The sequence below is a fragment of the Bacillus sp. MUM 116 genome (assembly GCF_001866655.1).
In the GTDB taxonomy this organism is placed as follows: Bacteria; Bacillota; Bacilli; order Bacillales; family Cytobacillaceae; genus Neobacillus.
Window position 1 is genome coordinate 45,657 of record NZ_MLYR01000086.1, and the last position, 22,577, is coordinate 68,233.

The 22,577-nt window shown below is 38.3% G+C and carries 28 protein-coding genes and 2 pseudogenes; 20 read left to right on the forward strand and 10 right to left on the reverse strand.

What is annotated here, in order from left to right; translation table 11 throughout:
• Positions 1-4: 4 nt before the first annotated feature.
• Both BIV60_RS19930 and BIV60_RS19935 read right to left on the reverse strand, forming a co-directional pair.
• A complete protein-coding gene (locus BIV60_RS19930; RefSeq protein WP_071357462.1) occupies positions 5-1,501 on the reverse strand; it encodes a 4-hydroxyphenylacetate 3-hydroxylase family protein in 1,497 nt (498 codons plus the stop codon).
• Positions 1,502-1,775: 274 nt separating this feature from the next.
• Positions 1,776-2,552 carry an IclR family transcriptional regulator gene (locus BIV60_RS19935; RefSeq protein WP_071357463.1) on the reverse strand — a complete coding sequence of 259 codons (777 nt, stop codon included), beginning with the start codon at positions 2,550-2,552 and terminating at the stop codon, positions 1,776-1,778.
• A 289-nt stretch (positions 2,553-2,841) separates the two neighbouring features.
• On the opposite strand from BIV60_RS19935, the gene BIV60_RS19940 reads away from it, so the two are divergent.
• Both BIV60_RS19940 and BIV60_RS19945 read left to right on the forward strand, forming a co-directional pair.
• Positions 2,842-3,354, forward strand: a complete 513-nt coding sequence (locus BIV60_RS19940; protein WP_071357464.1) for a flavin reductase family protein — start codon at positions 2,842-2,844, stop codon at positions 3,352-3,354.
• A 216-nt stretch (positions 3,355-3,570) separates the two neighbouring features.
• Positions 3,571-4,527, forward strand: a complete 957-nt coding sequence (locus BIV60_RS19945; RefSeq protein WP_071357465.1) for a DMT family transporter — start codon at positions 3,571-3,573, stop codon at positions 4,525-4,527.
• Between the two features lie 190 nt (positions 4,528-4,717).
• Here BIV60_RS19945 and BIV60_RS19950 read toward each other — a convergent pair whose 3' ends face one another.
• The 3 genes from BIV60_RS19950 to BIV60_RS19960 form a co-directional block, all read right to left on the reverse strand.
• Complete coding sequence (locus BIV60_RS19950) at positions 4,718-5,185, reverse strand: DUF3291 domain-containing protein (protein WP_071357466.1); 468 nt, start codon at positions 5,183-5,185, stop codon at positions 4,718-4,720.
• A 231-nt stretch (positions 5,186-5,416) separates the two neighbouring features.
• Entirely contained in the window at positions 5,417-6,586 is a 1,170-nt protein-coding gene (locus BIV60_RS19955; RefSeq protein WP_071357467.1) for an MFS transporter, read from the reverse strand.
• Positions 6,587-6,919: 333 nt separating this feature from the next.
• A complete protein-coding gene (locus BIV60_RS19960) occupies positions 6,920-7,666 on the reverse strand; it encodes an SDR family oxidoreductase (RefSeq protein ID WP_071357468.1) in 747 nt (248 codons plus the stop codon).
• 200 nt (positions 7,667-7,866) lie between these two features.
• Between BIV60_RS19960 and BIV60_RS28635 the strand changes: the two are divergent.
• The 5 genes and pseudogenes from BIV60_RS28635 to arsC form a co-directional block, all read left to right on the forward strand.
• Positions 7,867-7,974, forward strand: a pseudogene (locus BIV60_RS28635) (TetR-like C-terminal domain-containing protein); the annotation flags it as partial.
• A gap of 269 nt (positions 7,975-8,243) precedes the next feature.
• A complete protein-coding gene (gene arsR, locus BIV60_RS19965; protein ID WP_071357469.1) occupies positions 8,244-8,549 on the forward strand; it encodes an arsenical resistance operon transcriptional regulator ArsR in 306 nt (101 codons plus the stop codon).
• A 61-nt stretch (positions 8,550-8,610) separates the two neighbouring features.
• Positions 8,611-8,754, forward strand: a pseudogene (locus BIV60_RS28640) (VOC family protein); the annotation flags it as partial.
• 38 nt (positions 8,755-8,792) lie between these two features.
• The gene (locus BIV60_RS19970; protein WP_071357470.1) at positions 8,793-9,434 is read left to right on the forward strand and encodes an MIP/aquaporin family protein; all 642 of its coding nucleotides are present in this window, start codon (positions 8,793-8,795) and stop codon (positions 9,432-9,434) included.
• A 12-nt stretch (positions 9,435-9,446) separates the two neighbouring features.
• The gene (gene arsC / locus BIV60_RS19975; protein ID WP_071357471.1) at positions 9,447-9,866 is read left to right on the forward strand and encodes an arsenate reductase (thioredoxin); all 420 of its coding nucleotides are present in this window, start codon (positions 9,447-9,449) and stop codon (positions 9,864-9,866) included.
• A gap of 181 nt (positions 9,867-10,047) precedes the next feature.
• Here the strand turns inward: arsC and BIV60_RS29245 are convergent, their stop codons facing one another.
• The 3 genes from BIV60_RS29245 to BIV60_RS19990 form a co-directional block, all read right to left on the reverse strand.
• Positions 10,048-10,296, reverse strand: coding sequence for a hypothetical protein (locus BIV60_RS29245; protein ID WP_141770500.1), 249 nt, complete (start codon positions 10,294-10,296; stop codon positions 10,048-10,050).
• Between the two features lie 309 nt (positions 10,297-10,605).
• Positions 10,606-11,019: a hypothetical protein gene (locus BIV60_RS19985; protein ID WP_071357473.1), complete on the reverse strand. Its 414-nt coding sequence runs from the start codon at positions 11,017-11,019 to the stop codon at positions 10,606-10,608.
• Between the two features lie 282 nt (positions 11,020-11,301).
• On the reverse strand, positions 11,302-12,267 hold the full coding sequence (locus tag BIV60_RS19990; protein WP_071357474.1) for a beta-propeller fold lactonase family protein: 966 nt from the start codon (positions 12,265-12,267) through the stop codon (positions 11,302-11,304).
• 541 nt (positions 12,268-12,808) lie between these two features.
• Between BIV60_RS19990 and BIV60_RS19995 the strand changes: the two genes are divergently transcribed.
• The 11 genes from BIV60_RS19995 (at position 12,809) to BIV60_RS20040 (ending at position 18,299) form a co-directional block, all read left to right on the forward strand.
• The gene (locus BIV60_RS19995) at positions 12,809-13,225 is read left to right on the forward strand and encodes a hypothetical protein (RefSeq protein ID WP_071357475.1); all 417 of its coding nucleotides are present in this window, start codon (positions 12,809-12,811) and stop codon (positions 13,223-13,225) included.
• Positions 13,226-13,241: 16 nt separating this feature from the next.
• Complete coding sequence (locus tag BIV60_RS20000) at positions 13,242-13,535, forward strand: DUF2653 family protein (protein ID WP_177177348.1); 294 nt, start codon at positions 13,242-13,244, stop codon at positions 13,533-13,535.
• Positions 13,536-13,775: 240 nt separating this feature from the next.
• Entirely contained in the window at positions 13,776-14,123 is a 348-nt protein-coding gene (locus BIV60_RS20005) for a VOC family protein (protein ID WP_071357477.1), read from the forward strand.
• 346 nt (positions 14,124-14,469) lie between these two features.
• Positions 14,470-14,790 carry a PadR family transcriptional regulator gene (locus BIV60_RS20010; RefSeq protein WP_016131412.1) on the forward strand — a complete coding sequence of 107 codons (321 nt, stop codon included), beginning with the start codon at positions 14,470-14,472 and terminating at the stop codon, positions 14,788-14,790.
• A 71-nt stretch (positions 14,791-14,861) separates the two neighbouring features.
• Positions 14,862-15,203, forward strand: a complete 342-nt coding sequence (locus tag BIV60_RS20015; RefSeq protein ID WP_071357478.1) for a DUF1048 domain-containing protein — start codon at positions 14,862-14,864, stop codon at positions 15,201-15,203.
• A gap of 172 nt (positions 15,204-15,375) precedes the next feature.
• Positions 15,376-16,137 (forward strand): ABC transporter ATP-binding protein, encoded by a 762-nt coding sequence (locus BIV60_RS20020; protein ID WP_071357479.1) that lies wholly within the window; start codon positions 15,376-15,378, stop codon positions 16,135-16,137.
• Positions 16,138-16,887 (forward strand): ABC transporter permease, encoded by a 750-nt coding sequence (locus BIV60_RS20025; protein ID WP_071357480.1) that lies wholly within the window; start codon positions 16,138-16,140, stop codon positions 16,885-16,887.
• A gap of 334 nt (positions 16,888-17,221) precedes the next feature.
• The gene (locus BIV60_RS29810; RefSeq protein WP_177177349.1) at positions 17,222-17,359 is read left to right on the forward strand and encodes a hypothetical protein; all 138 of its coding nucleotides are present in this window, start codon (positions 17,222-17,224) and stop codon (positions 17,357-17,359) included.
• Between the two features lie 251 nt (positions 17,360-17,610).
• On the forward strand, positions 17,611-17,829 hold the full coding sequence (locus BIV60_RS20030) for a DUF1659 domain-containing protein (RefSeq protein WP_071357481.1): 219 nt from the start codon (positions 17,611-17,613) through the stop codon (positions 17,827-17,829).
• Between the two features lie 36 nt (positions 17,830-17,865).
• The gene (locus BIV60_RS20035) at positions 17,866-18,084 is read left to right on the forward strand and encodes a DUF2922 domain-containing protein (RefSeq protein WP_071357482.1); all 219 of its coding nucleotides are present in this window, start codon (positions 17,866-17,868) and stop codon (positions 18,082-18,084) included.
• A 68-nt stretch (positions 18,085-18,152) separates the two neighbouring features.
• On the forward strand, positions 18,153-18,299 hold the full coding sequence (locus BIV60_RS20040) for a YvrJ family protein (protein WP_071357483.1): 147 nt from the start codon (positions 18,153-18,155) through the stop codon (positions 18,297-18,299).
• A 140-nt stretch (positions 18,300-18,439) separates the two neighbouring features.
• Here the strand turns inward: BIV60_RS20040 and BIV60_RS29815 are convergent, their stop codons facing one another.
• Positions 18,440-18,586, reverse strand: coding sequence for a hypothetical protein (locus BIV60_RS29815; RefSeq protein WP_177177350.1), 147 nt, complete (start codon positions 18,584-18,586; stop codon positions 18,440-18,442).
• A gap of 512 nt (positions 18,587-19,098) precedes the next feature.
• On the opposite strand from BIV60_RS29815, the gene BIV60_RS20045 reads away from it, so the two are divergent.
• Positions 19,099-19,281 (forward strand): Fur-regulated basic protein FbpA, encoded by a 183-nt coding sequence (locus BIV60_RS20045; protein ID WP_071357484.1) that lies wholly within the window; start codon positions 19,099-19,101, stop codon positions 19,279-19,281.
• Positions 19,282-19,503: 222 nt separating this feature from the next.
• Here the strand turns inward: BIV60_RS20045 and BIV60_RS20050 are convergent, their stop codons facing one another.
• A complete protein-coding gene (locus tag BIV60_RS20050; RefSeq protein WP_071357485.1) occupies positions 19,504-19,704 on the reverse strand; it encodes a hypothetical protein in 201 nt (66 codons plus the stop codon).
• A gap of 1,475 nt (positions 19,705-21,179) precedes the next feature.
• On the opposite strand from BIV60_RS20050, the gene bcaP reads away from it, so the two are divergent.
• The gene (bcaP, locus tag BIV60_RS20060) at positions 21,180-22,571 is read left to right on the forward strand and encodes a branched-chain amino acid transporter BcaP (protein ID WP_071357487.1); all 1,392 of its coding nucleotides are present in this window, start codon (positions 21,180-21,182) and stop codon (positions 22,569-22,571) included.
• Positions 22,572-22,577: the final 6 nt, after the last annotated feature.

Below are 22,577 nucleotides of genomic sequence, written 5' to 3' on the forward strand. Positions count from 1 at the left end.
TCACTTACACATTTTGCATTTTCGCCTTATATTCCTCCGACAAAAGCAGAGATTCTTCCAATGCCCGTTCCACACGCGGATAGGAAGGATTGTTTCTCTTATGGACATTGTAGAACATTCCCGCTTTACGTACTGGGTCACCGGAATAATAACGCTCATATTGCAGCAGTCTTTGACCAAATGCCTCTCCGCATAAATCCCAGGCTAACTTGAATAAACGGACTCGTTTTTCCGAAGAAACACCCTGACGGCCGACATAATATTTCTCCATGTCTAGAGCTAGTTCCGGATTTACAAAGTCTGCACCAGTTGGTGACATTAAGAGGCCGCCTGCACCAATTGTCTGTAATACTTCAATGGCCTTAGGGTACATTTTTGGAAGCAATCCTCTGATGGTTTCAAACGGCACAATGTTTGGCAATGCTTCTCCTTGGTCTGTAATCGTATATTCATACTCAGCAATTAGCGCCAACGCCCTGATGGTCTCAACGCCTTGAATCAGCTCGGATAATTGATTTTGAACATTTAAAAATCCGTCTACACCAATCGCATCAGCTACAGAACATGCCACATCCGTTACAAATGAAAGCTTGCATAATCCTCTCACGGCAGACTGATGGGCAGGCTGAAGGTTTGCACCCGTTTTAGGATAGAGTAAATTTCCTGCCTCTACATTTTGGTTAATAAATACCCGTTCCCATGGTACGAGAACATCATGAAATACTAAAATGGCATCCATTTCTTCAAATCGTGACGCCAATGGATGATCCCAAGTCGACCGTTTCCCATCCTGAGTTTCCTCTCGGCAATAGATCCTAAGTCCTGGAGTATCAAGTGGAAGGGCAAATGAGATGGCATATTTATCATCTCCTGGCTTAAAGCCTGGATAAGAGTAAACAATTACCTCATCTGTAATAGGTGAAAGTGTTGCTAACATTTTAGCACCGCGTACAATTAATCCATCTTCCGTCTCTTTTACGACACCCAGGTGAGTAAACTCATCATTTTGCTCAAATGAAGCCTTGCTGCGATCATTCTGAGGATTTACGATGGCATGAGTAAGAAATAAATCATGATCCCTTATATATCGGTAATAGTTAACAATGTTATCGCCATATTGTTCACCATACTGCCGGAAAAACCAATCGTTTGTTGCCATCGATGTCACGACAATATTTAAAAAATCTGGTGTTCTTCCCATCAATCCAAAAGTAGCCTCAGCCCATACTTCAAAAAGCTGTCTGCGTGCCTTAAGATCATCACCATTTCTTGGAATGAGGAAACCGTTATTCACACGTTCACCAGTCTCCTCACAAATATGTGTGATTTTATCTTGATATTCAGGGTCATGCTGCATATCGTACAACTTGGCAATCTCCTGGATTGGCTGTTTGAATACTGGATGGTTGACCAAATCTGTGACCCTTTCACCACGAAGCCATACCTCCGGAGTGCGAGATTCCAATGCTTTAATATATTGTTCTCCTGTTCTAATACCCATTCTTAATTCCCTCCAAATTTTATAAGTTTCAGCTATAAATTGACAGATTGGCCTGCTCCCTCTATTACAGGGGAAACAGCACATTCATAACGATTAAAATAAATGGCAACGTTTACAAAACTGCCATTTATTAATCTTTCAATCCACCAATCTCTATCACTTGTTTATCACTATACAAAAAAGTTCAATACACTTCGATTGAGTGATTTAAAATAGTGAAACATTATGAAAATTCGGGGAATTTTTTTTACTCGTTAAAACTTTTAAAGGAATTTCATCCTTTGATATATTTCCTATTATCCCTTTTCAACTCAATATAGCCTAACTCGCGGGAAATGGCTTTAGCAGTATGAACAACGCTTTGAATAATGTGGGCGCGATGAAGCCCCTTCATATAGCTTATTGGACCCACTAAATTAACGGAAGCAATTGTTTCCCCCGAATAGGAAAAAATGGGAGCAGCTATGGCATAGGTGCTCGTATCATTTTCATTATCGCTTATGGCATAACCTTGTTCTCGAATAGATTTCAAATCCGTTTCAAGCATCTTGACATCCGTAATGGTATTCAGACCTTGTCTTGTTAATCCTTTTTCGATTGTCTTTTGAAGGTAAGATTTATTGTATGCAAGCAATGTTTTTCCTGCACTAGTACAATAGGCGGGATTTCTTGCCCCGAGATAAGTTGGAACTGAATCTAAATCTTTTGAAGAAAGTCTTAAAACATGGATTACATCACCCTGATCAAACATGGAGACGTGTGCTGTCCCTTTAAATCTTTCTATTAATTCCTTCACTAAAGGCATCGCTTTATCATAAAAATCCTGCTGAAACATCACCTGATTATTCCATTCAAAAATTTTCCAACCAAGTCTATACTTTTTGTCTTCATCTCTCATTAAAACCCCCTCCTTGCAAAGGGTTTTGATAAGGTGATGTGTAGTACTTATGCTTAATCCCAGCTTTTCTGCAATCTCCGCATTTCCCAACACAGGATCGTCTTGAGTAAAACAACTTAAAATTTGGCATGCCCTGCTTACTGAATTAATCAAAATGACTCACTCTCCCATTTTAATTTAAACCTTCTTTCAAATAAAAATAAATAAGTGAAAATCAAATCCATATCTCGGAAAATTCAAAATACACGCATAATATTAATATAAAATAGGTTAACTTCTATTAGCAACTTATAAATTGCTTTTCACTACCGCATAAAACGTTCATAAAAGAATTTCATTACATTTCACTATGTTAAACGTAAGGATCTATACTTCATAATATTCAGATTATAATAATATAAAGTCAAAATGGAATTCACTTATTTTTAAAGGAGAAAGAGATATGCAAAAAGAAACGAATCAGGATTTATTCAAACAAATTATGGGAGACTACCCGACCGGTGTAACAATCGTTACCACAACAAAGGAGGATGGAACACCAGTGGGGCTGACAGTCAATTCATTTGCTTCTGTATCGCTCGAGCCACTAATGGTTCTTTGGTCTATTGATCACAGATCGTCCTTACTTAAGGATTTTAAAGAAGGCGGGAAATTTGCTGTTCATGTATTAGCAGAAGAACAGGTTGAACTTTGTAAAACGTTTGCGACGAAACATGATGACCGTTTCAGTACTTGTGATTGGAAGCTATCGAGCAATGGATTGCCTATTATTGATGGAGCTCTTGGAGTATTTGAATGTAAAACATTTAAAGACATTGAAGCGGGAGATCATACAGTATTCATTGGGGAAGTGACAGATCTTCAGATCAATAAAGGGAAAGATCCAATGCTGTATCACCGTAGAAATTTTGGCCCTATTCCTAAAGAGTTTTATCAACCAAAGCAAACTGTGTAGATTGAAGTAAAAAACTGCTCCTAGGAGCAGTTTTTTCATAAGACTGTTTTCGCCCATTAGTCCAAATCTATTCGTGCAATCTCCCCTGCGTGCTCTTGAAGCACGGGAATATACATCCCTATAATAATTTGTTTCGCGAATCGAAAAACACACCCCCAAAACTGCCTGCGATTGTTGTATAATGTTCGTTAAAGTGAAAAGGAAAGAAGTGGTATTATGCCTAATGCGCAAAAATATATAATTTACTTGCTTTTAGTTTTTGTTATGGCCGCTTGGGGGTTTAATGTCATCGCAACAAAGATCATTGTCACAACCTTTCCTACATTGACCATTACTTCCCTAAGAGTTTTCACCGCTGCTATTAGCGTCTTTCTAATCCTTTCTTTTTTTAAAATGCTCAGACTACCGAACAAAAAGGAGTTACGTTATATTCTTGCCGCCGGCTTTTTTAATGTCGTATGCCACCATTTCTTTTTATCGATGGGACTTGTGAAAACCACGGCTTCTAACGGAGGGCTTATTTTAGGACTTGGACCGCTGCTATCAACCATTGTTGCATTTCTGTTTTTAAAAAATAGGGTGACGGTTCCTAAGGTTTTGGGCATCGTTTTGGGCTTTTCGGGTGTTGCCTTTATCGTGGTATCAGGAAACGGCGGCTTGTCCCTAAATGGGATTTCAAATGGAGATTTGTTCGTCTTTTTATCGATTTTAACCCAATCGTATAGTTTCGTTCTGATCAAAAAAATCTCCGATACCTTGGATCCACGCCTAATGACGGGGTATATGCTTTTAGTTGGCTCCATTGTCTTATTTTTCATCAGTTTATTTGCGGAACCCGGCGGCTTAAGGGAAATTTCACACGGTTCCTTGGGGGTGTGGATGATCTTCCTTGCTTCAGCTGTAATTGCCACCGCGATTGGACATATGATATACAACAGCGCGATTGGAAAAGTGGGCGTGACGGAATCGGCTATTTTTATCAATTTGAATCCCTTCTTCTCCCTGGTCGGTGCCGTGCTGTTCCTTGGTGAAAAAATATCAGCCCCACAAATCTTCGGTTTTCTCTTTATCTTATTCGGGGTTTTATTTGGGTCAGGGGCTCTGGAAGAATTCCGTCACCAGTCCAGGCAGAAGAAGAAAACATTTTATAGTGGCAATGTGAAAAATCTTTAATTCCTGAGTAAGATAAAAAAATAACAAACTTTTGACCGGCTCTTACAATAGACAATCCAATCAAACGTTTGATTGGCTAATCTAAAATATGGTAAAAAAAAATAGCACATTATTTCAGATTTAATACAGGATTTATGTAAAATCCTTGATCTGAAATAATGTGCCCATATACAAAGAGAACAGCCCACTGCTATTTAAACGAGAACGTCTCCCCTGATTCATCAAATGCATGCTTATAGTCAAACGCGTAAGGAGTTGAGCCATGCTGAATAAAATAGTTGTATCTCTTGAAAGCCTCCTCCCAGGATACATCCATCACCGCCTCCGTCCACCACACCACATATGTAGGCTGTTTCTCTTGATGAGGTTCAATCCACTTGTTCCTGTCTTGCAGGGCTTGCTTATGTCGGCCTGAATAAGTAAAGCTATATAAAGATTGAAGACTATTCCATACCGTTAAAGTAAGAATAGGCGCCCCCTCCCCTTTGATAGCTTCTTCAGGGAATGGCACTCCATAGGGTGAAAACTCCTCTATAAGCTGCCCTGATAAAGATGCCTGTCGCATGATTTTATATCCCACTTCAAAAAACTCCTGAGAGGCAGGATGTTCATACGGATGCTTTAGCCTGCCAACCGTATAGATCGCAACAAAAGCCATAATATCTCCCCCTTTTCCATGTTTTACCTACATATATTCAAGAAGGACCAGACTAATTCCTTTTGAATAAAATTGCTACTTGATTAAAACTGAATATAGTATAATTCCCGCTAGAATCTGCTCCAGCTTTTATAACAAGAGAAGGACATATTAAAGAATTAAGTCATAATTAGACAGGGATGATAAATCAATAATGATTAGGAAACTGTTATAGATTGTTGAATGAATACCTTATCTAGAAAGTTGTTGTGTAGGGGTAAACATGTAGATTCTTAGAAAAATAGTTACCAAACTTAGTATCAATGATAGTATTCCCACCAATACGACGTATTGTGTACCCATTTCTGATATAAATAACCCGCCAACAGCTGCACCAAATGTTGTTCCTACGTTACAGGATGATATAAATAATCCATTGGCAAAATCAGGCGCTTCGGGAGCTGAAGACGCAATCCAATATTGGTTAATATTACCTCCAACTCCACCTAAGATTCCCCAAATTAAAGTAATGAACGCCATAGGTAGGGTAAACTGTCCAAATAAGAATAATAGGATATAAACCATCCCTAATACAAAAGGAAAGGATGCGACAAATTGCGCCGCATTTTTAGTTAATAATTTCCCTGCTACAATATTTCCAATAATATTGGCTCCACCATAAACGAATAAAATTAAGCTAATTGTGTTCGTAGACATATTCGTAACAGTTTTCAGATACTCAGCAAGATAACTATAAACCCCAAATACGGCTGAATTTAATAAAATGACAGTCACAATGGAAAGCCATGTAAGTGATTTTTTTAATACAGATAATTGTGCTCCGTAAGAAAGTCTTTCTTTAACAGGCATAGATGGTACAAATAGTAATGTAGCAATGAATGCCATAGTATTTACAATAACAAAGAATACCATCGCCAATTGTAAAGAAGTTGCACTAGCAATAAAACTTGCGATTGGTACACCGACTACCATACCGGCAGATACTCCTATAAACACTTTAGAGACAGCTTTTGGAGCTTCTTCTTTACTTACTGAGGCAGCAGCTACTGTAAAAGCCAATGAACAATAAATTGGATGAAAAAAGGCTGGAATTACACGGGCAACTAATGCAATGGTAAAGTTAGATGTAAATATGGAGACAAAGTTCCCCAAAACGAAAACACCTAGTACAAGTAACATGACCTTCTTGCGATTTATCCCTGAAAACAATAAAGGCATCGTTGGACCAGATACTGCAACAACAAGGGCAAAAAAACTTACCAGCCATCCTGCTTTTGATACACTGACATGAAAGTGTTCACCAATGGAAGGCAGTATCCCAATAACCCCCATTTCGGTATTCAAGATGCCGAAGACTCCTAAGGTTAAAATAAATATAAGCAAATTATTTCCTTTAGCCATACCCTGCCTCCTTAAAATGATCTTTACACCGAGTCGAGATTACTAACTGATTTAACTCATAATTGCTTGAAGCATAATATCAATGAATGGGGATTATCACGAAACCGACATTAGTAAGAAAAGCGCAAGGCGCCCGCCTATCGGCGACAAGCACAAGCCGGCCGAAAGGTTGCTTTTTAACCTTTTGGACGGATTGACTTGTGACCTAGAGCCGATGGCGCCTAGAGCTAGACCATTCTCGAAGTCGAAAATTTTCTTTCTTATTCCTTAAAAAAATTGCCTCCAACAAGCCAGGAGGTAACTTTTTAATCCTTGCGTTAATGGCAACTTCCATTAGATAACTTGTTTTGTTGGACGAATCAAGATTTCGCTTACCGCAACAGTTTCAGGCGTGCTAATCGCATAAGCTACTGCATCTGCGATATCGCTTGGTTTCAAAGAAAAACCCTCTCCTGAATCCATAAGATTTTTTACCCATTCTCGATCTTCAGGAGTATTAATGGTTGTATAAAGTTCAGTACTGACAGCACCTGGTGAAACAATAGTTGAACGAATATTATTTTCTCTTTCTTCCTGGCGCAATCCCTCCATAATCGCTCTAACTGCAAACTTAGTCCCACAGTATACAGCAGACCCTGGATAAACAACATGTCCAGCTACGGAATCAGTTGAAATAATGTGACCGGACTGTTGTTGCTTCATAATAGGCAATACAGCGGCAATTCCATTTAAAACACCCATAATGTTAATATCTAACATTTGACGCCATTCATCAAAGCGAGTATCTGAAAGTGGCGCAGTTGGCATCACTCCAGCGTTGTTGTAGAGCACATCTACCCGACCATATTTTTCAATCGCCAAATCTACAACTGCTTGAACTTCCGCTTTATTCGATACGTCGGCAACCGCGTATGAGATTTCAGTGTTTGGTAATGATTCAACAAGAGATTTTAAGCGATCCTCTCGACGAGCAGCAATCACTAATTTTGCTCCTTCTTGTGCAAGTTTCTTGGTAGTTGCTTCACCAATCCCACTTGATGCACCCATAATAATGACAACTTTATCTTGAATATTAGACATAATTAAAACGCCCTTTCTAAATATTGTTTGAAAATAAAAAACATCATCGATTGCTTATACAACATCTGTTTATTATTATAAAGAGAAACAGCATGCACACAATGGTTAAATAAACGCAATTCGTTGTTTATCCAACAAATTAATTAAAATTGTTGAATATCTTTAAGAAAGTTTGGTGACCTACTATGTCCAAAGTAGATGCACATGCATACGTTGGTGTTGTGGAATGGTGGTTAAAGAATGGAATGCCTTATCCATCTCGAGTCATGGCAAAACAAGTCGGGGATTTGTTAGAGAGGATTGTATAAATCAGTTGAAAGAAATAAGTTAGCGAATGAAGAGTAACATCCTATTTTCCTGAAAAGCCTAACATTTATGTTCCAAAAATTCAAAAGAAAATGGTTAAACTCTAGGTTAGCCTTTTTTGAGTTCTTTTCTTCTTCGACTACCACTTGAGTTGAACAAGAACTCTCATGACTATATCAATTTTTTTGATTTAAATATTGCATTGAATATAAAATCAACCATATAATTAAAACATCAAAAAAAATTGATGAAAGGAAAACAGCTAAACACAATGACACAACAGTTTCATGAATATGAAAAGAAATTTAAAGCATTAGCTGATCAAAAGCGCCTGGAAATCATGTACGAACTTTGCCAAAGAGGTCAAACATGTGTATGCGACTTAACGGAGATATTCGAAATGCCACAATCTAAGTTATCCTACCATTTAAAAATTTTGTTGGATGCAGGTCTTATTGTCAAAGAAACAAAGGGTACATGGAATTATTATGATTTGAATGATGTAACAGTAAACAATTTACTGTCAGAAGAACTATGTTGTATTTTCAGAAAAACCGGTAAGGGAAGTTGTTGCTAATTTTTTTGGATTATACATCAAATTTTTTTGATTTAATAAATCATTTAAGGAGGGAACGTATATCCAATACGCTCATGTGGGAATCAATGTAACAAATTTAAAGAAATCAATTACCTTTTATGAAAAAGTTTTTGGTGTATCACCAGTAAAAGTAAAAGATGATTATGCTAAATTTTTATTGGAAACCCCTGGGCTTAACTTCACTAAATGTTGCTAAGGTAAAAATCGAATAGGTTGGTACAAATGAAAAAGAAACTAATTGCAGAATTTTTAGGAACATACTTCTTAGTCTTTGCTGGTACAGGTGCTGTTGTAATTGATAATGTTACAAAAAGTCTGACGCATGTCGGGATTGCCTTAACATTTGGGCTTGTGGTTATGGCTTTAATATACACTTTCGGGCATATATCTGGTGCACATTTTAATCCAGCTGTTACCATAGGTTTTTTAATCCATGGGGATATAAGCCAGAGGGAAGCAACAAATTACATTATTACACAACTAATTGCAGGAGTTGCTGCCAGTACCACGTTATTATGTTTATTCGATAACGTTGCTTCATTAGGGGCTACCCTACCAAGAGGTTCATGGGGGCAATCTTTTATTTTGGAGTTTATTCTTACGTTTTTCTTGATGATGGTTATTTTCGGTTCTGCGATACATGGAAAAGCCGTTAAATCCTTTGCAGGAATTGCAATAGGTGCAACTGTCGGCTTAGAAGCCATGTTTGCAGGTCCAATTTGTGGTGCATCAATGAATCCAGCTAGGTCAATTGGACCGGCAATTGTATCAGGAACAACTCAATATTTATGGGTGTACATCCTAGCAACCATATTGGGTGCAAGTTGTGCAGCAATCATTTATAAAATACTACACGAAAAATAAGGAGAAAACATCATGGCTAGAAAAACAATCTATTTTTTATGTACGGGTAACTCTTGTCGTAGCCAAATGGCAGAAGGCTGGGCGAAAAAGCATTTAGGTGATGAGTGGGAAGTAAAAAGTGCTGGGCTTGAAGCTCATGGTTTAAATCCTAATGCTGTAAAAGCAATGAATGAAGTAGGAATCGGTATCTCAAACCAAACATCTGATGTAATCGATCCGGAAATCCTTAATAATGCTGATTTAGTTGTTACACTATGCGGACACGCAGCAGAACACTGCCCTGTAACTCCTCCACATGTGAAACGGGTTCACTGGGGCTTTGATGACCCGGCAAAAGCAGAAGGAACAGATGAAGAAAAATGGGCATTCTTCCAACGTGTACGGGATGAAATTGGTGAAAGAATTAAGCTTTTTGGTGAAACTGGAAAATAAGGATTCTAAATAAGAAGATTGTGAAAAAATCTACTTACACTACCCGATTCATGGATTGCTAACGGGTGCAAGAGTTTAAGGTCCAGCTGCCATATTGGCAGCTATTTTTTACTGAACTAAGAAGCAGTATAGTGTAAGCAGGGCTTAATTATTTGAGTATTAAAATTTATCTATACTAATTTTACGGGTTTGACTGGGTGAATGCTACTGCAGTTCGTTTACGACAATCCGTAAACTCTTCTTCACGCACACAACGAAACGTAACTACTACACTTAAAACAAATCGTCCAGATCCAGCCACTTCTACTCTGTCGTTACCTACTTTTGTTCGATCTCCTACAATGCTTGGATTTCCTGAAATCGGAATTAATGACCACTCATAAATAATTAAAGCATCAATACCATGACACCCACCAGGACCAACACACACGAGATTTACATCAGCAAAATATAACCCATCTCTAATTCTTTTAATGCCTTCATCTCTAAAACGTGATAGGAAGCACGAACAAGGTGTATTTTCTCCAGGAAAGTCACAGTTACAATTTCCTTGATTATGATTTCTTAATCGATTTTGACCATTGCGCAAATTATTATTTCACTCCCTTCTATTTTGCTTTTAATAGTGTTATACAGGATAAATAAGATTGCTTATACGCTTATCCAATCTATTTTTTAAAACGATTAAATTATCCTTACAATTGCCACTTTTTGAATTCCTTAACTCTATTTACGTGCTTTACTGAGTGAATACTTCTCCAGTTTGTCTAAGACAATCAATAAAACTGTCTCCAGATCTGCAACGAAACGTAACTCTAACACTTAAAAGAAATCGTCCAGATCCAGCCACTTCTACTCTGTCGTTACCTACTCTTCTTCGATCTCCTGCAATGCTTGGATTTCCTGTAATCGCAATTAAATCCCACTCATAAATAGTGTCAGTGTCAAAACCTCTACAACCACTGCCACACTGGAGATTTGCATCAGCATAATAAACTCCATCTCTAATTCTTTTAATGCCTGGATCTCTTAGATCAGACCAATAGCAGCAACCTTCGTTTGGTGGAACGGCGACATTACAGGTACAATTCTCTTGGTTGAAGTTTCTTAATCGATTTTCACGATTACGCAAGTATTGTTCGTATGTTCTCAAATGAATCAATCACTCCTTTCTATTGTGCTTGTAATATTGTTATTCAAGAAAAATTAAGATTGTTTATACACTTGTCCAATCTATTTTTTAAAACTAATAAATTATTCTTTTCATACAAAAAGAGCGGCTTTTCAGCCACTCTTAATAGGTTCAACATCTGGTTCTATGCTTGCACATATCTTCACTTTCTCCAATTAGTAAACATAAACGCAATAACTAATAAATTGAAAGCACACCATATTGGGTGGAAATATTAAGGAGATCGGTGGAATTAATAGTGTATTAGAGGGTTACAATCGCGATACCATAGGGATAACGCCCCACAGGGATAGTACCGAAAATTGTATTGGATGAAATGTTAATGACGGATACAGTGTGGTCATATGAATTGGCAACATATGCACGAGTTCCACCTGGGGTAATGGCGATACCTCGAGGAAAATTCCCCACACGGATAGGAGCTCCGATGACTTTATTGGTTGAGGTGTTAATGACGGATACAGTATTGGCTAATGAATTGGTAACATATGCGCGAGTTCCATCTGGTGTAATCGTTATACCAAAAGGGTTGTTTCCCACAGGGATAGGCGCTCCGATGACTTTGTTGGTTATGGTGTTAATCACTGATACCGTATTGGCAAATGCATTGGTAACATATGCGCGAGTTCCATTTGGTGTAATGGCTATACCTTGAGGACCGTGTCCCACAGGGATAGGTGCTCCGATGACTTTGTTGGTTATGGTGTCAATGACTGATAAAGTATCGTCTTCGTTAATCGTAACATAAGCACGAGTTCCATCTGGTGTAATCGCTATACCTCTAGGAAAGTCTTTCACAGGTATCGTTGTGATGACTTCGTCGGTTGAAGTGTTAATAACCGATACACTAAAGGGAACAAAAGAATTAACAACATAAGCACGAGTTCTATCTGGTGTAATCGCAATACTAGAAGGTTGGTTTCCCACATGGATTGGCGGTCCGATGACCGTATTGGTTAGGAGGTTAATGGCTGATACAGTATTGCTACCACTATTGGTTACATAAGCAAGAGATCCACTGGCTATGGCTATACCTTGAGGAGTGTGTCCAACAGGGATATTACTTATGACTCTGAATCTAAAGTTGTTAATGACGGATACAGTGTCGCTAACGGTATTGGTAACATATACAAAAACAAACGGAGATTCCTCTTGGATATTGTTTCTTAATCGACATTCACGATTTCGTAAGTATTGTTCGTAGGTCAAATTATCACTCCTTTCTATTCAGCATGTAATATTTTATTACAAGATAAATAAGAGTTCTTATACGCTTGTCCAATCTTTCAACAGTAATTTTTTTTTGGCAAAATGAATAAGAGCAACTTCTTTAATTTGATTTGAGGTCATATTATCATCCCTCCGGCCGTTCGTCCGTTAATTTATCACCTGGTTAATCCTTTACCAACGAAATTTAAACTTTCTACAAAAGCGGTAAAGGGTGTTTGATTTGTAAATCAGTCTTAAGGCTGAGGAAATTTTGCTTCCTAAGTCGTTTTTTTAGCTGAAAAGGTTGCTGTACAATGTTGATAGCAGTAAAAATCCTTAACAATTTTTCTGTTTATCTCAAAGAATTATAGTGCTTTTTCTCGTGATATTTAAGCTTGGCAGCTATAATACTGGTATTGTTCACAAGAAGGGTGGGTTCTTTTTTTGTAAGATTTTTTGAATCTTATATAATGTTTATCCGTAAATTGAGTATGGATGTATTTATAATCCAATTTCATATTTTATTACAGGAGAATGATAGATGAAAAAATTATTGATTGCTTTTGTGTTACTTTTGTCCCTTATGGTACCTAGCATGACGGAGGCTAAGATGTTCAGTGGCGGACATAGTACCATTAGCCATAGTTCCTCTTTTAGCAGTCATTCGTCGACTATAAGATCTGGCAGCACATATCACTCTGGGTATAAATCGCCTTCGAGCAGTGTCTCGAGGTCGAAATCCTATTCTAATACACCAACATCGAAAAGAAGCAGCTTTTGGAGCCACGCTGCCGCATTTGGAGCAGGAACGTTATTAGGAAGCATGTTTCATCCGTTCGGCTACCATAACTACGGCCAATCCTATGGGTTTTCCTTTATTGGATTGCTCGTGGATATTCTGATCATTGCGATTATTATTCGCGTTATTAAAGGTATTTTCTTCAGAAGACGTTATTAGGAAGGATGGAATGATCATGGAGTTGTTATTTAATGAACAGGATCTTGTTGACAGCGTCTGTGTATTTACTGCAGCAAAGGAGTACACCAATCCAGAAAGTGTTGAAGCCGACGTAATGTTCAATCCATCATTTGGATTTTCAGCAACAGCCAATGTACGCGGAAGGATTAGAAATCTTAGCGAGCAAGAGTTGATTGATGCGGTTGCGGTATATTTACGGGATTATCATAACTTCACCCCCGACCGCTTGCTTGTTGATTTGCGTTTTACTGAAAATGAGGGAATTATGGCTTCGATTCAGGTGAGGTAGATGCCGATTCCCCCTTACCCGGCTTTACTTAATACATTTATCAATAGCTCCAAATGATATTACACACTGAAAAAAGCCTTTGCTTCCAACAAGTAAAGGCTTTTTCACTTGATAAGAAAAGGCTGCTCTTTTCTTTTTTCAACTAAAGGGTTGGGTGAAGAAGGTAATTATCTTTATTTCTTGAATATCTAATTTAATTGAAAAATTAATGTAAATAGAGAAGTGAGGGAGTTTGTTATGATGATAAAAGGGTTCGGGGGAATATTTTGGAGGACTAAAAATCTAGATGCAATAAAAAAATGGTACAGTGAAGTGTTGAAGATTGAAATAGAAAATTGGAATGGGACTATTATTAAACCCCATTCAGGAAATGAAACTATCTTTTCTTTTTTTACTGAAGATGACAATTATTTCCCAACAGAACAACAAGTGATGTTAAATTTCCAAGTTTATAATCTAAACGAGACTATTAAGCATCTTGAACAAATTGGTGTTCCTCTTGTAAAGGAAAAAGAGATTAGTGAATTTGGTAAGTTTATTTGGATTGAAGATCCTGAAGGTAGATTAGTTGAGCTATGGGAGAAATAAGGGGTTGTAATTATTCATATTTTGGTGGACAAACGGGTGCTTATGTTAAATAAAAAGTCGCAGCGGCGACTTTTTTTCTTTCCAAACCTTTGTACAATTTATTTCCTTTAAAAGAAATAGATACTGTATCAATTTGTGAAGGTGTCGCATAGCCGTTAATATTGGTCTCGAAATAATTTTTAGAAAAATAGTTGACATCTCTGCTACTCGGTGTTACGATGTACCTGTAATAAGCAATACTGAATAGCATGATTTCCCAAAAGTTATTCAGTAAAAATTTACCTCAGTACTGAGTTATACTGAATATAAGTCAGACAAAATAGAGGAGGTAAAGGAGACTCTGAATATGGAAAATTTAACTGAAATGTTGAAGGGTTCGTTGGAAGGCTGCGTGCTGGAAATCATCAGCCGCCATGAAACCTATGGCTACGAGATTACCCGCCGCCTGAACGAGCTCGGGTTTACCGAAGTCGTGGAAGGAACGGTCTACACCATCCTCGTGCGATTAGAAAAGAAAAAACTTGTGAACATAGAAAAAAAACCGTCAGATATGGGGCCGCCCCGCAAGTTTTACTCACTTAATGAGGCTGGCCGCCAGGAACTTGAATTGTTTTGGAAAAAATGGGATTTTGTATCATCAAAAATCAATGTCTTAAAGTCAATCTAGCTTCATAAGATATTCCGTCCGATATTTTTGGAGTGTCTTGTTCAGCTATATAAAAAAGGAGGAAAAATAACATGTTGGAAATGTTCAAAAAAATGATTGGTGATAAAAAAGAGTATAAGATGATGATGGCACGGGTTGAAGCCCTGCCAGAGGACTACCAGTTTGTATTTAAGAAAATTCAAAACTACATGTGGAATTTCTCAGCGGGCAACGGGATGGATATGCTGCACATGCAGTATGAATTAATCGAGTTGTTCGAAGCTGGTGCGGCGGAAGGCAGACAAGTGCTGGAAATCACGGGGGACGACGTGGCGTCCTTTGCCGACGAACTAGTGGCAAACGCTAAAACCTATTTCGCGAAGTATCGTGAAGACTTGAATCAGAGTATCATGAATCGATTGGGAAAAAAATAAATTCAGGTAGATCATCCGACTGATTAGCTGGTTACAAATGTGAATTGCCGCCTTCGCTATTCAGTTATATTTTTAACCTAGTAATAAGTAATACTTATTATCAGTCAGACTAAATAGAAGAGTATAGGCAATCTAGCTCCGCAAAGACACTTTTTATAAGGAGGAAAAAAGTATGAGCAATGCAGCGATTTCTGTAAAAGGGTTAAAAAAATCCTTTAAAGACAAGGAAGTCTTAAAGGGAGTGGATTTTGAGGTCCGGCGTGGCGAAATTTTCGCACTGCTGGGCTCAAATGGAGCGGGCAAGACGACGACGGTCAACATCCTCTCGACGCTGATGAAGCCCGATGGCGGCGAAGTAGGTATTTGCGGCTATGACGTCCAGCGTCAACCGGATCATGTTCGCCAGAGCATCAGCCTGACAGGGCAGTTCGCAGCTTTAGACGGCATGCACACAGGAAGGGAAAACTTGATGATGATCGCCAAGTTGCGGGGAGTTTCCAATCCCGCTCAAGTCGCCGACAATCTGCTTGCAAGATTCAGCCTGACTGATGCAGCCAACCGCCGGGCGGACCAATATTCCGGCGGGATGAAGCGCCGGCTTGACCTCGCCATGAGCCTGATCGGGACGCCAGCAGTCATTTTTCTCGACGAACCGACGACAGGGCTTGACCCTGAAGCGCGGATAGAAGTCTGGGATACCGTCAAGGAGCTTGCTGGCGGCGGCACGACCATCTTGCTGACGACCCAGTACCTGGAGGAAGCCGAACAACTGGCGGACCGTATCGCCATCCTGCATGGTGGAAAAATCATCACCACCGGTACCCTTACCGAACTCAAAGAGATGTTCCCTCCAGCGAAAGTGGAGTACATTGAGAAGCAGCCGACATTGGAGGAAATTTTCCTCGCGATCATCGGCAAAAAGGAGGAAATGTAAATGAAAAGCAAAACAGGGGTATTACTTGGTCGTTTAATGCGCAACATCTTGCGCAGCCCGGATACGATTATCACGGTGGCGATTACGCCGATTATGATGATGCTGCTGTTTGTCTACGTATTTGGTGGCGCCATAAAGACAGGCACGGACAACTACGTCAATTATTTATTGCCGGGAATTTTGCTGATGGCTATCGCATCCGGCGTCGCTTACACTTCACTAAGGCTGTTTACGGATGGAAAGAGCGGGCTGATGGCACGTTTCATTACTATGCCCATCAAACGCTCGTCGGTATTGTGGGCTCACGTGTTGACCTCACTTGTTTCCAATGCGCTTACTGTCGTGGTGGTTATCCTCGTCGCGCTCTTAATGGGCTTCCGTTCCAACGCTGATATCCTGGATTGGCTCGCGGTAGCTGGGATACTCGGGCTGTTTACGCTGGCGCTGACATGGCTGGCGGTCATTCCCGGATTGACAGCGAAGTCTATGGAAGGGGCGACAGCCTACTCGTACCCGTTGATTTTCCTGCCGTTTATCAGTTCGGCTTTTGTCCCCACGGAAACTATGCCTAAAATTGTCCGTGCGTTCGCTGAGAACCAGCCCGTGACTTCAATCGTGAATGCGATTCGTGCCCTCTTGTACGAAGGGTCTGTTGGCAACAGTATCTGGATCGCGCTTGCCTGGTGCGTCGGCATCATGGTCATCGCTTACTTCTTCGCCAGTAAACAATTTAAACGCCAGTTAGGGTAAGTACACCAGTATGGGATTTAATATAATTGACAGTAAAAGTCTAGATTCCGAAGCAAAACTGCTTTGGTAATCAATGTCATTAACTTAAGGAACTATGGATTACATTTCAGTTGGAATGTGATTCATAGTTTTTTTTCGATTGAAGGAAAAAATTCTTACCAAACGGACTGACAACGTATTGCCGGATTGGAAAAAATCATATAATTCCTTGTTGGTCTTCTTGTAATAGTTCATTCGTTGAATATTGCAGGTCTGATTTAATGGACATAAAATCTTTATCACTGAGGCATATTATATTTATCAAAGATATTTTAATGAATTGAGGTTTTTGAAAATGGATGAAATGCGAACTACCAATCAAGTAGAAGAAGTAAATAAACACCTTAAAGAAATTCCTAAGGAAGTTGAAGAAAGAAGAATTGAAAATCAGCCTCAAACTGGAAAAAACGAGAAAGCCATCGAGCCGTTTTAATCCGAAACGGCAAACCAAAGAATCTTGCTGACCACAAATTTCATAAACCAAAAAACAGGGCATGGAAATTTCCTATGCCCTGTTTTTATTTATTGGATCTGTTAAAGAATATTGTTGTTTTCTTCTTCATATGCCTTTAGATACCTTTCAAAGGGACGGGGCTGACCCATAAATCTAGAAAATTATTTTTCAATACCATGTCCTTTTCCCTCCATTTTTCTTTATATAGAAGGTGTAAGGAGGTGATACACATGGCACAAGCGCGACTAGCAACCACCAAGCTTCGCATCGTATTCGAAACGGGCATGGACGAGCAAGGGAAACCGATTTTAAAAGCTAAGACCTTCAACAATGTTAAAAAAACAGCTACGGCGGACCAACTCTATCAAGCAGCACAAGCAATCTTTGTATTGTGTAATGACACGCTTAACCGGGTTGAGAAAACAGACAGTTCTGATTTACTAGCCTAATAAAAAGGTGATCATAGAGGATTGGAGGTGATTGAATTGGCTAAAACATTGGAATTACAGTTTGTGACCGCGACTGGTAAAATTGCCCGCATTACGGTTGATAATCCGAAAGAACCGATTGATGAAGCGGTTGTGAAGCGATCAATAGATCAAATCGTAAGCTCAGGTGCTTTCTATACCGGAAGCGGCGACCTTGTCTCTGCAAAGGGTGCAAGAGTCGTAGAACGCAATGTGACAGATTATGAGCTTGTTTAAGAATGAGAGAAAGGCCGGATTCTTCGAGAAGCCGGTCTCTTTTACTATAATGGAAGGAGGTAGTCAAAATGGAACAGATCATTCCAATCATTAGTGAAGTGGGTTTTCCGATCGCGGTGACACTCTACTTACTTTATCGGATTGAATCAAAGCTTGATATGGTAGTCCAATCCATTCAAAGCCTGCCGGACCGGATGAGGGAACAAATGAAATAAGTAGGGGGCTGACCCTAATATTTAATTTACCTTCTAAAACGGAATGTTTTTGTTTATAATGGATATATAATAAAAAAAGAGAAGTGCTCTAACACTTCTCTCCTGCAACCTCTACCGTCAGGGTGATGGTTGTCTAAGTACTATTTTTTATGAGAACCACCCTTTTGCTTGTGACGGCGTAGGGTGGTTTTCTTGTTTTCTAGAATGTTTTTCCGAAAGAAATAAGCGGCCACTTCACGCAGTATTCCCTTCAGAACTTCTCGTGGAATTTCAAGAAATGTTTCCATGATTATCACCTCCTTTCCTAATAACGGAAAGAAGACTGACAACCACCCACCCTAACAATATTCAGCTGCAACTCCATTCTATCATTTTAAATCTAACCAATGACCTACTAATCTTCGACAATATTCATGCCGTACTAGGCACAATATTTATTTTGGTGATTGCTATTTACTCCCCCAGCCATCCAATTCTATATCCAATCATTTCATAAAACCCCATTGAACTGTCACGAATATCCGCTAGAATTCGAGCTTACGAGAGGAAATGAAGTCATTTCGTTTCAGGACATGAAAAAGGAATTCGGGAGTTTTCCAGCTATAGCGGGATGCTTTATGAGGGGATGACCACGGGGACGGTTATGCTGGCTTTTTTGTGAATATTTTTAATTCATACTTTACAGATAGGAATTATAAGGTTATAATACAATTAATTCATAACACAAATGTAATCAGTCCGAATTTACAAGCTGTTATCGTCAAAGGAAATTTTTTGTAAAAGTGAAGGAGTGGTTCTTATGAGAAATAATGATGAAAAAAAACGACAAAAACTTATTAATAAACTTATTTTTTTAAACGTATATAAAAAAGAAGATCAAAAGCTTTATGAGTTGCCATTATCGAGATTAAAATATGAATATAGGGAGTTTAAATTACAAAGCCATCCGCATGGTGAGTTTGGCTCCATTCAATGGGTATAAGGAAACACTCAGTCTATGCAACTACTTACCGCAAGAAGAGCGACTAACCTAAAAGTGAATTGTTATATATAGAAAAAAAGTAGCTACCTTACTCTTTGGTCGGAGGCTAGGCGGTTGCTTTTTTCTTTGTTTAACGACCGTCACAACAAGTGGTCTTAATCATCATAAAATATCGAAGATCTTCCATAGCCGTAGCTGAGCGGGGCTTTTGACACAGTAACGTCATTCATCATTCCTTTTTTCTTCAAAGTCTCTGTATGTAGGGATAACAGATAGCACAGCACAAACAATAACATTTACAAGCATATTAGAAGGAGAGTTAAAAAGAAGAACCAATACATTGATAAAAGTGAAGCTGAAAATATAATCCCTCAAATAGGACATGATGATGACAATTCCTAAATACGCCTTTTCTTCATCCATTATTTTCACCTCAATTTGTATCTGTTTCCATTGTAGTTTGGAATATGGTTAAAAAGAAATAGGAAAATAGTTAATGAATGGTTAAGTTATTGTAAATGAAAACGTTTAGAATTGTTTTATGTAAGAATAATTGACTATCAAGTATTATTTATTTCAAAACATCTATTAGTGAGAATGCGAATAATGATGTATGCTTATAAAAGATAATTATTTTTAAATATAAACCTCAAACAAACATAAAATGTAATTTATATTTTTTCTAACTAAAAATTGAGAGGAGAATTCTATGGCTGAAACAAGAGCAATAAAAAAATCTTCCTCAAAAAAGAAGAAACAGAAAACAGCTTTTCTCGAAAATATAAGTTTCTTCCGATTGCTTAAGGTTCTCTTTCTTATTTTCCTATCCCTGCTAATTGTCTATCTCTATTATTTACATACCAAAGGAACACTTATTTCCAATATGGCCTCACTATGGAAATTGCATAAGAAAGTTATTATGATTATTTTCGGGTTTGTATCCTATAGTTTGGGTGTTTTTTACTTGGGTTTTAGGAAAGGAAAAAAAGGTTAAAGAATGGAGATAACGTTATGAAATTATGGATGAGGATACTTTTAACATTAGATATTCTTATTATTTTGGGTGTTATAGCAGGTGAAATTTTTTATTAAAAGTAATTTATTTATCTTTACCAAAGGCTATTTTCGCATAGATTGTTGTTTTTGGTATTATTTCATCAACCCGTATAGCTAGAGGTTTCGTGGCATCTTTTCGTAAGGACATTTGCGAAAATTGCCTAGAAACTTAGTAATTGACCCTTATAAAGGTCCAAAAGCAACAAAGTTTACGAAAAGAGCCTTACCAAAAAAATTAAAAACCCCCATGTTGGATTTTTGGTCCAACTTAAGGGGTTCACCTCAAGATGAACCGATGCTTTATAACATTAAGTTTAGAATTTAATCCTTTGCAAATTTATAAAAACTAGTTTTATCTTTATCTTCTTAAGTTTTCGCAGCTACCGTTAGTTCTGGAGCTGTTTTTTTCATTTTTTGGCTCCCTTTTGTTAACTTATCTTATCCTAAAAAACCATCAAAATCTAGTCGTGTCAATGACTCTGGCGATTTGACCTCCTTGATTAAGCTTGTATGATTGGGAGATTTGATTCGATATGAGGTATTATATAATGAAAACTGACATCTAAAAAGGCACAATCATTTAAAGATAAACATGTCGAAGGTGATTGTAAACGAAAGATACCATTTTTTATTAGAGGAAATTTATTTTACTAATTAGGTTTTTAACAAGAATTCTTACTCGTTCTTATTTGGGGGAATTTTACTTTTAAAAATATTTGATTTTTTCTAAAATAAATTATATTATAGATTCCGTTATAAAATTCGACAAAATTTGCTATAATTCTTATTTACTAATTTTATCTGAATATTTAGTTGATTTTGATTTAAGGAGGAAATATCGTATGGATTTGTTTAGAAAAAAATCCATTCAAGATTTAATCAAGGAGTCAGGAAAAAAAGAGGGTTCTTTAAAAAAAGAATTAGGCGCCTTTGACTTAACCATGCTTGGTATTGGCGCAATTGTTGGAACGGGAATTTTCGTTCTGACAGGGGTAGCCGCTGCCGAGCATGCAGGACCGGCCCTTATCCTTTCCTTTATTATTTCTGGGCTTGTCTGTGTTTTTGCTGCCCTTTGCTATGCAGAGTTTGCTTCTACGGTACCCGTAGCCGGCAGTGCTTACACATATAGTTATGCTACTTTTGGCGAAATTATCGCGTGGATTCTAGGCTGGGATTTGATTCTCGAATATGGATTTGCTTGTGCTTCCGTTGCCAGCGGATGGTCTGGTTACTTTCAAGGTCTAATTGCCGGATTTGGGATCCACATTCCTAAAGCAATCTCGAGCGCATATGACCCGGCGCATGGTACGTTTATAGATGTACCGGCAATTTTAATCACTCTTTTAATCGCATTCCTATTAACAAGGGGAGCGAAACAATCAGCACGAATTAATGCAATTATGGTTATCATTAAAATAGTCGTTGTTCTTCTATTTCTTGGTGTCGGCGCATGGTATGTGAAGCCTACCAATTGGACGCCTTTTATGCCGTTCGGATTCTCAGGGGTAACAGCTGGAGCTGCAACAGCATTCTTTGCATATATTGGTTTTGACGCAGTCTCAACAGCAGCGGAAGAAGTAAAAAACCCACAGCGCAATATGCCAATTGGAATTATTGCATCACTGGTCGTCTGTACGGTTCTATATGTGGCGGTATCAGCTGTATTAACGGGAATTGTTCCGTATCATTTACTTGATGTAAAAAATCCTGTCGCATTTGGACTTAGTTACATTCATCAAGACTGGGTTGCTGGTTTCATTTCCCTTGGAGCAATTGCTGGGATTACAACCGTTCTAATCGTAATGGTTTATGGACAAACCCGCTTGTTTTATTCAATGAGCCGAGATGGGCTGCTTCCTAAAGCTTTTTCGAAAATAGATAAGAAAAAGAAAACACCGGTTGTAAATACTTGGATTACATTTTGCCTCGTTTCTATTTTTTCCGGCTTAATACCACTTGGTAAGCTGGCTGAATTAACGAATATCGGCACTCTATTTGCGTTCATGTCCGTTTCTGTCGGCATTTTATTTCTACGCAAAAAACAAGGTCCGCCAAAACAAGGTTTCCGCGTTCCGTTTGTCCCATGGATTCCGATCCTAGCCTTCCTATCCTGTGGATACTTAGCCCTTCAACTTCCATCCATTACATGGATCAGTTTCATCGTATGGCTAGTTATCGGTTTAATTATTTACTTTAGCTATGGAAAAAGACATTCAGCATTGAACAAAGAATAGACAAAT

Excerpts from the sequence above, each read along its gene's own strand:
- BIV60_RS19930 (WP_071357462.1), bottom strand. The coding sequence starts at position 1,501 with ATGGGTATTAGAACAGGAGAACAATATATTAAAGCATTGGAATCTCGC.
- BIV60_RS19940 (WP_071357464.1), top strand. The coding sequence starts at position 2,842 with ATGCAAAAAGAAACGAATCAGGATTTATTCAAACAAATTATGGGAGAC.
- BIV60_RS19945 (WP_071357465.1), top strand. The coding sequence starts at position 3,571 with ATGCCTAATGCGCAAAAATATATAATTTACTTGCTTTTAGTTTTTGTT.
- BIV60_RS19950 (WP_071357466.1), bottom strand. The coding sequence starts at position 5,185 with ATGGCTTTTGTTGCGATCTATACGGTTGGCAGGCTAAAGCATCCGTAT.
- BIV60_RS19955 (WP_071357467.1), bottom strand. The coding sequence starts at position 6,586 with ATGGCTAAAGGAAATAATTTGCTTATATTTATTTTAACCTTAGGAGTC.
- BIV60_RS19960 (WP_071357468.1), bottom strand. The coding sequence starts at position 7,666 with ATGTCTAATATTCAAGATAAAGTTGTCATTATTATGGGTGCATCAAGT.
- arsR (WP_071357469.1), top strand. The coding sequence starts at position 8,244 with ATGACACAACAGTTTCATGAATATGAAAAGAAATTTAAAGCATTAGCT.
- BIV60_RS19970 (WP_071357470.1), top strand. The coding sequence starts at position 8,793 with ATGAAAAAGAAACTAATTGCAGAATTTTTAGGAACATACTTCTTAGTC.
- arsC (WP_071357471.1), top strand. The coding sequence starts at position 9,447 with ATGGCTAGAAAAACAATCTATTTTTTATGTACGGGTAACTCTTGTCGT.
- BIV60_RS19995 (WP_071357475.1), top strand. The coding sequence starts at position 12,809 with ATGAAAAAATTATTGATTGCTTTTGTGTTACTTTTGTCCCTTATGGTA.
- BIV60_RS20000 (WP_177177348.1), top strand. The coding sequence starts at position 13,242 with ATGGAGTTGTTATTTAATGAACAGGATCTTGTTGACAGCGTCTGTGTA.
- BIV60_RS20005 (WP_071357477.1), top strand. The coding sequence starts at position 13,776 with ATGATAAAAGGGTTCGGGGGAATATTTTGGAGGACTAAAAATCTAGAT.
- BIV60_RS20010 (WP_016131412.1), top strand. The coding sequence starts at position 14,470 with ATGGAAAATTTAACTGAAATGTTGAAGGGTTCGTTGGAAGGCTGCGTG.
- BIV60_RS20015 (WP_071357478.1), top strand. The coding sequence starts at position 14,862 with ATGTTGGAAATGTTCAAAAAAATGATTGGTGATAAAAAAGAGTATAAG.
- BIV60_RS20020 (WP_071357479.1), top strand. The coding sequence starts at position 15,376 with ATGAGCAATGCAGCGATTTCTGTAAAAGGGTTAAAAAAATCCTTTAAA.
- BIV60_RS20025 (WP_071357480.1), top strand. The coding sequence starts at position 16,138 with ATGAAAAGCAAAACAGGGGTATTACTTGGTCGTTTAATGCGCAACATC.
- BIV60_RS29810 (WP_177177349.1), top strand. The coding sequence starts at position 17,222 with ATGGATGAAATGCGAACTACCAATCAAGTAGAAGAAGTAAATAAACAC.
- BIV60_RS20030 (WP_071357481.1), top strand. The coding sequence starts at position 17,611 with ATGGCACAAGCGCGACTAGCAACCACCAAGCTTCGCATCGTATTCGAA.
- BIV60_RS20040 (WP_071357483.1), top strand. The coding sequence starts at position 18,153 with ATGGAACAGATCATTCCAATCATTAGTGAAGTGGGTTTTCCGATCGCG.
- BIV60_RS29815 (WP_177177350.1), bottom strand. The coding sequence starts at position 18,586 with ATGGAAACATTTCTTGAAATTCCACGAGAAGTTCTGAAGGGAATACTG.
- BIV60_RS20045 (WP_071357484.1), top strand. The coding sequence starts at position 19,099 with ATGAGAAATAATGATGAAAAAAAACGACAAAAACTTATTAATAAACTT.
- BIV60_RS20050 (WP_071357485.1), bottom strand. The coding sequence starts at position 19,704 with ATGGATGAAGAAAAGGCGTATTTAGGAATTGTCATCATCATGTCCTAT.
- bcaP (WP_071357487.1), top strand. The coding sequence starts at position 21,180 with ATGGATTTGTTTAGAAAAAAATCCATTCAAGATTTAATCAAGGAGTCA.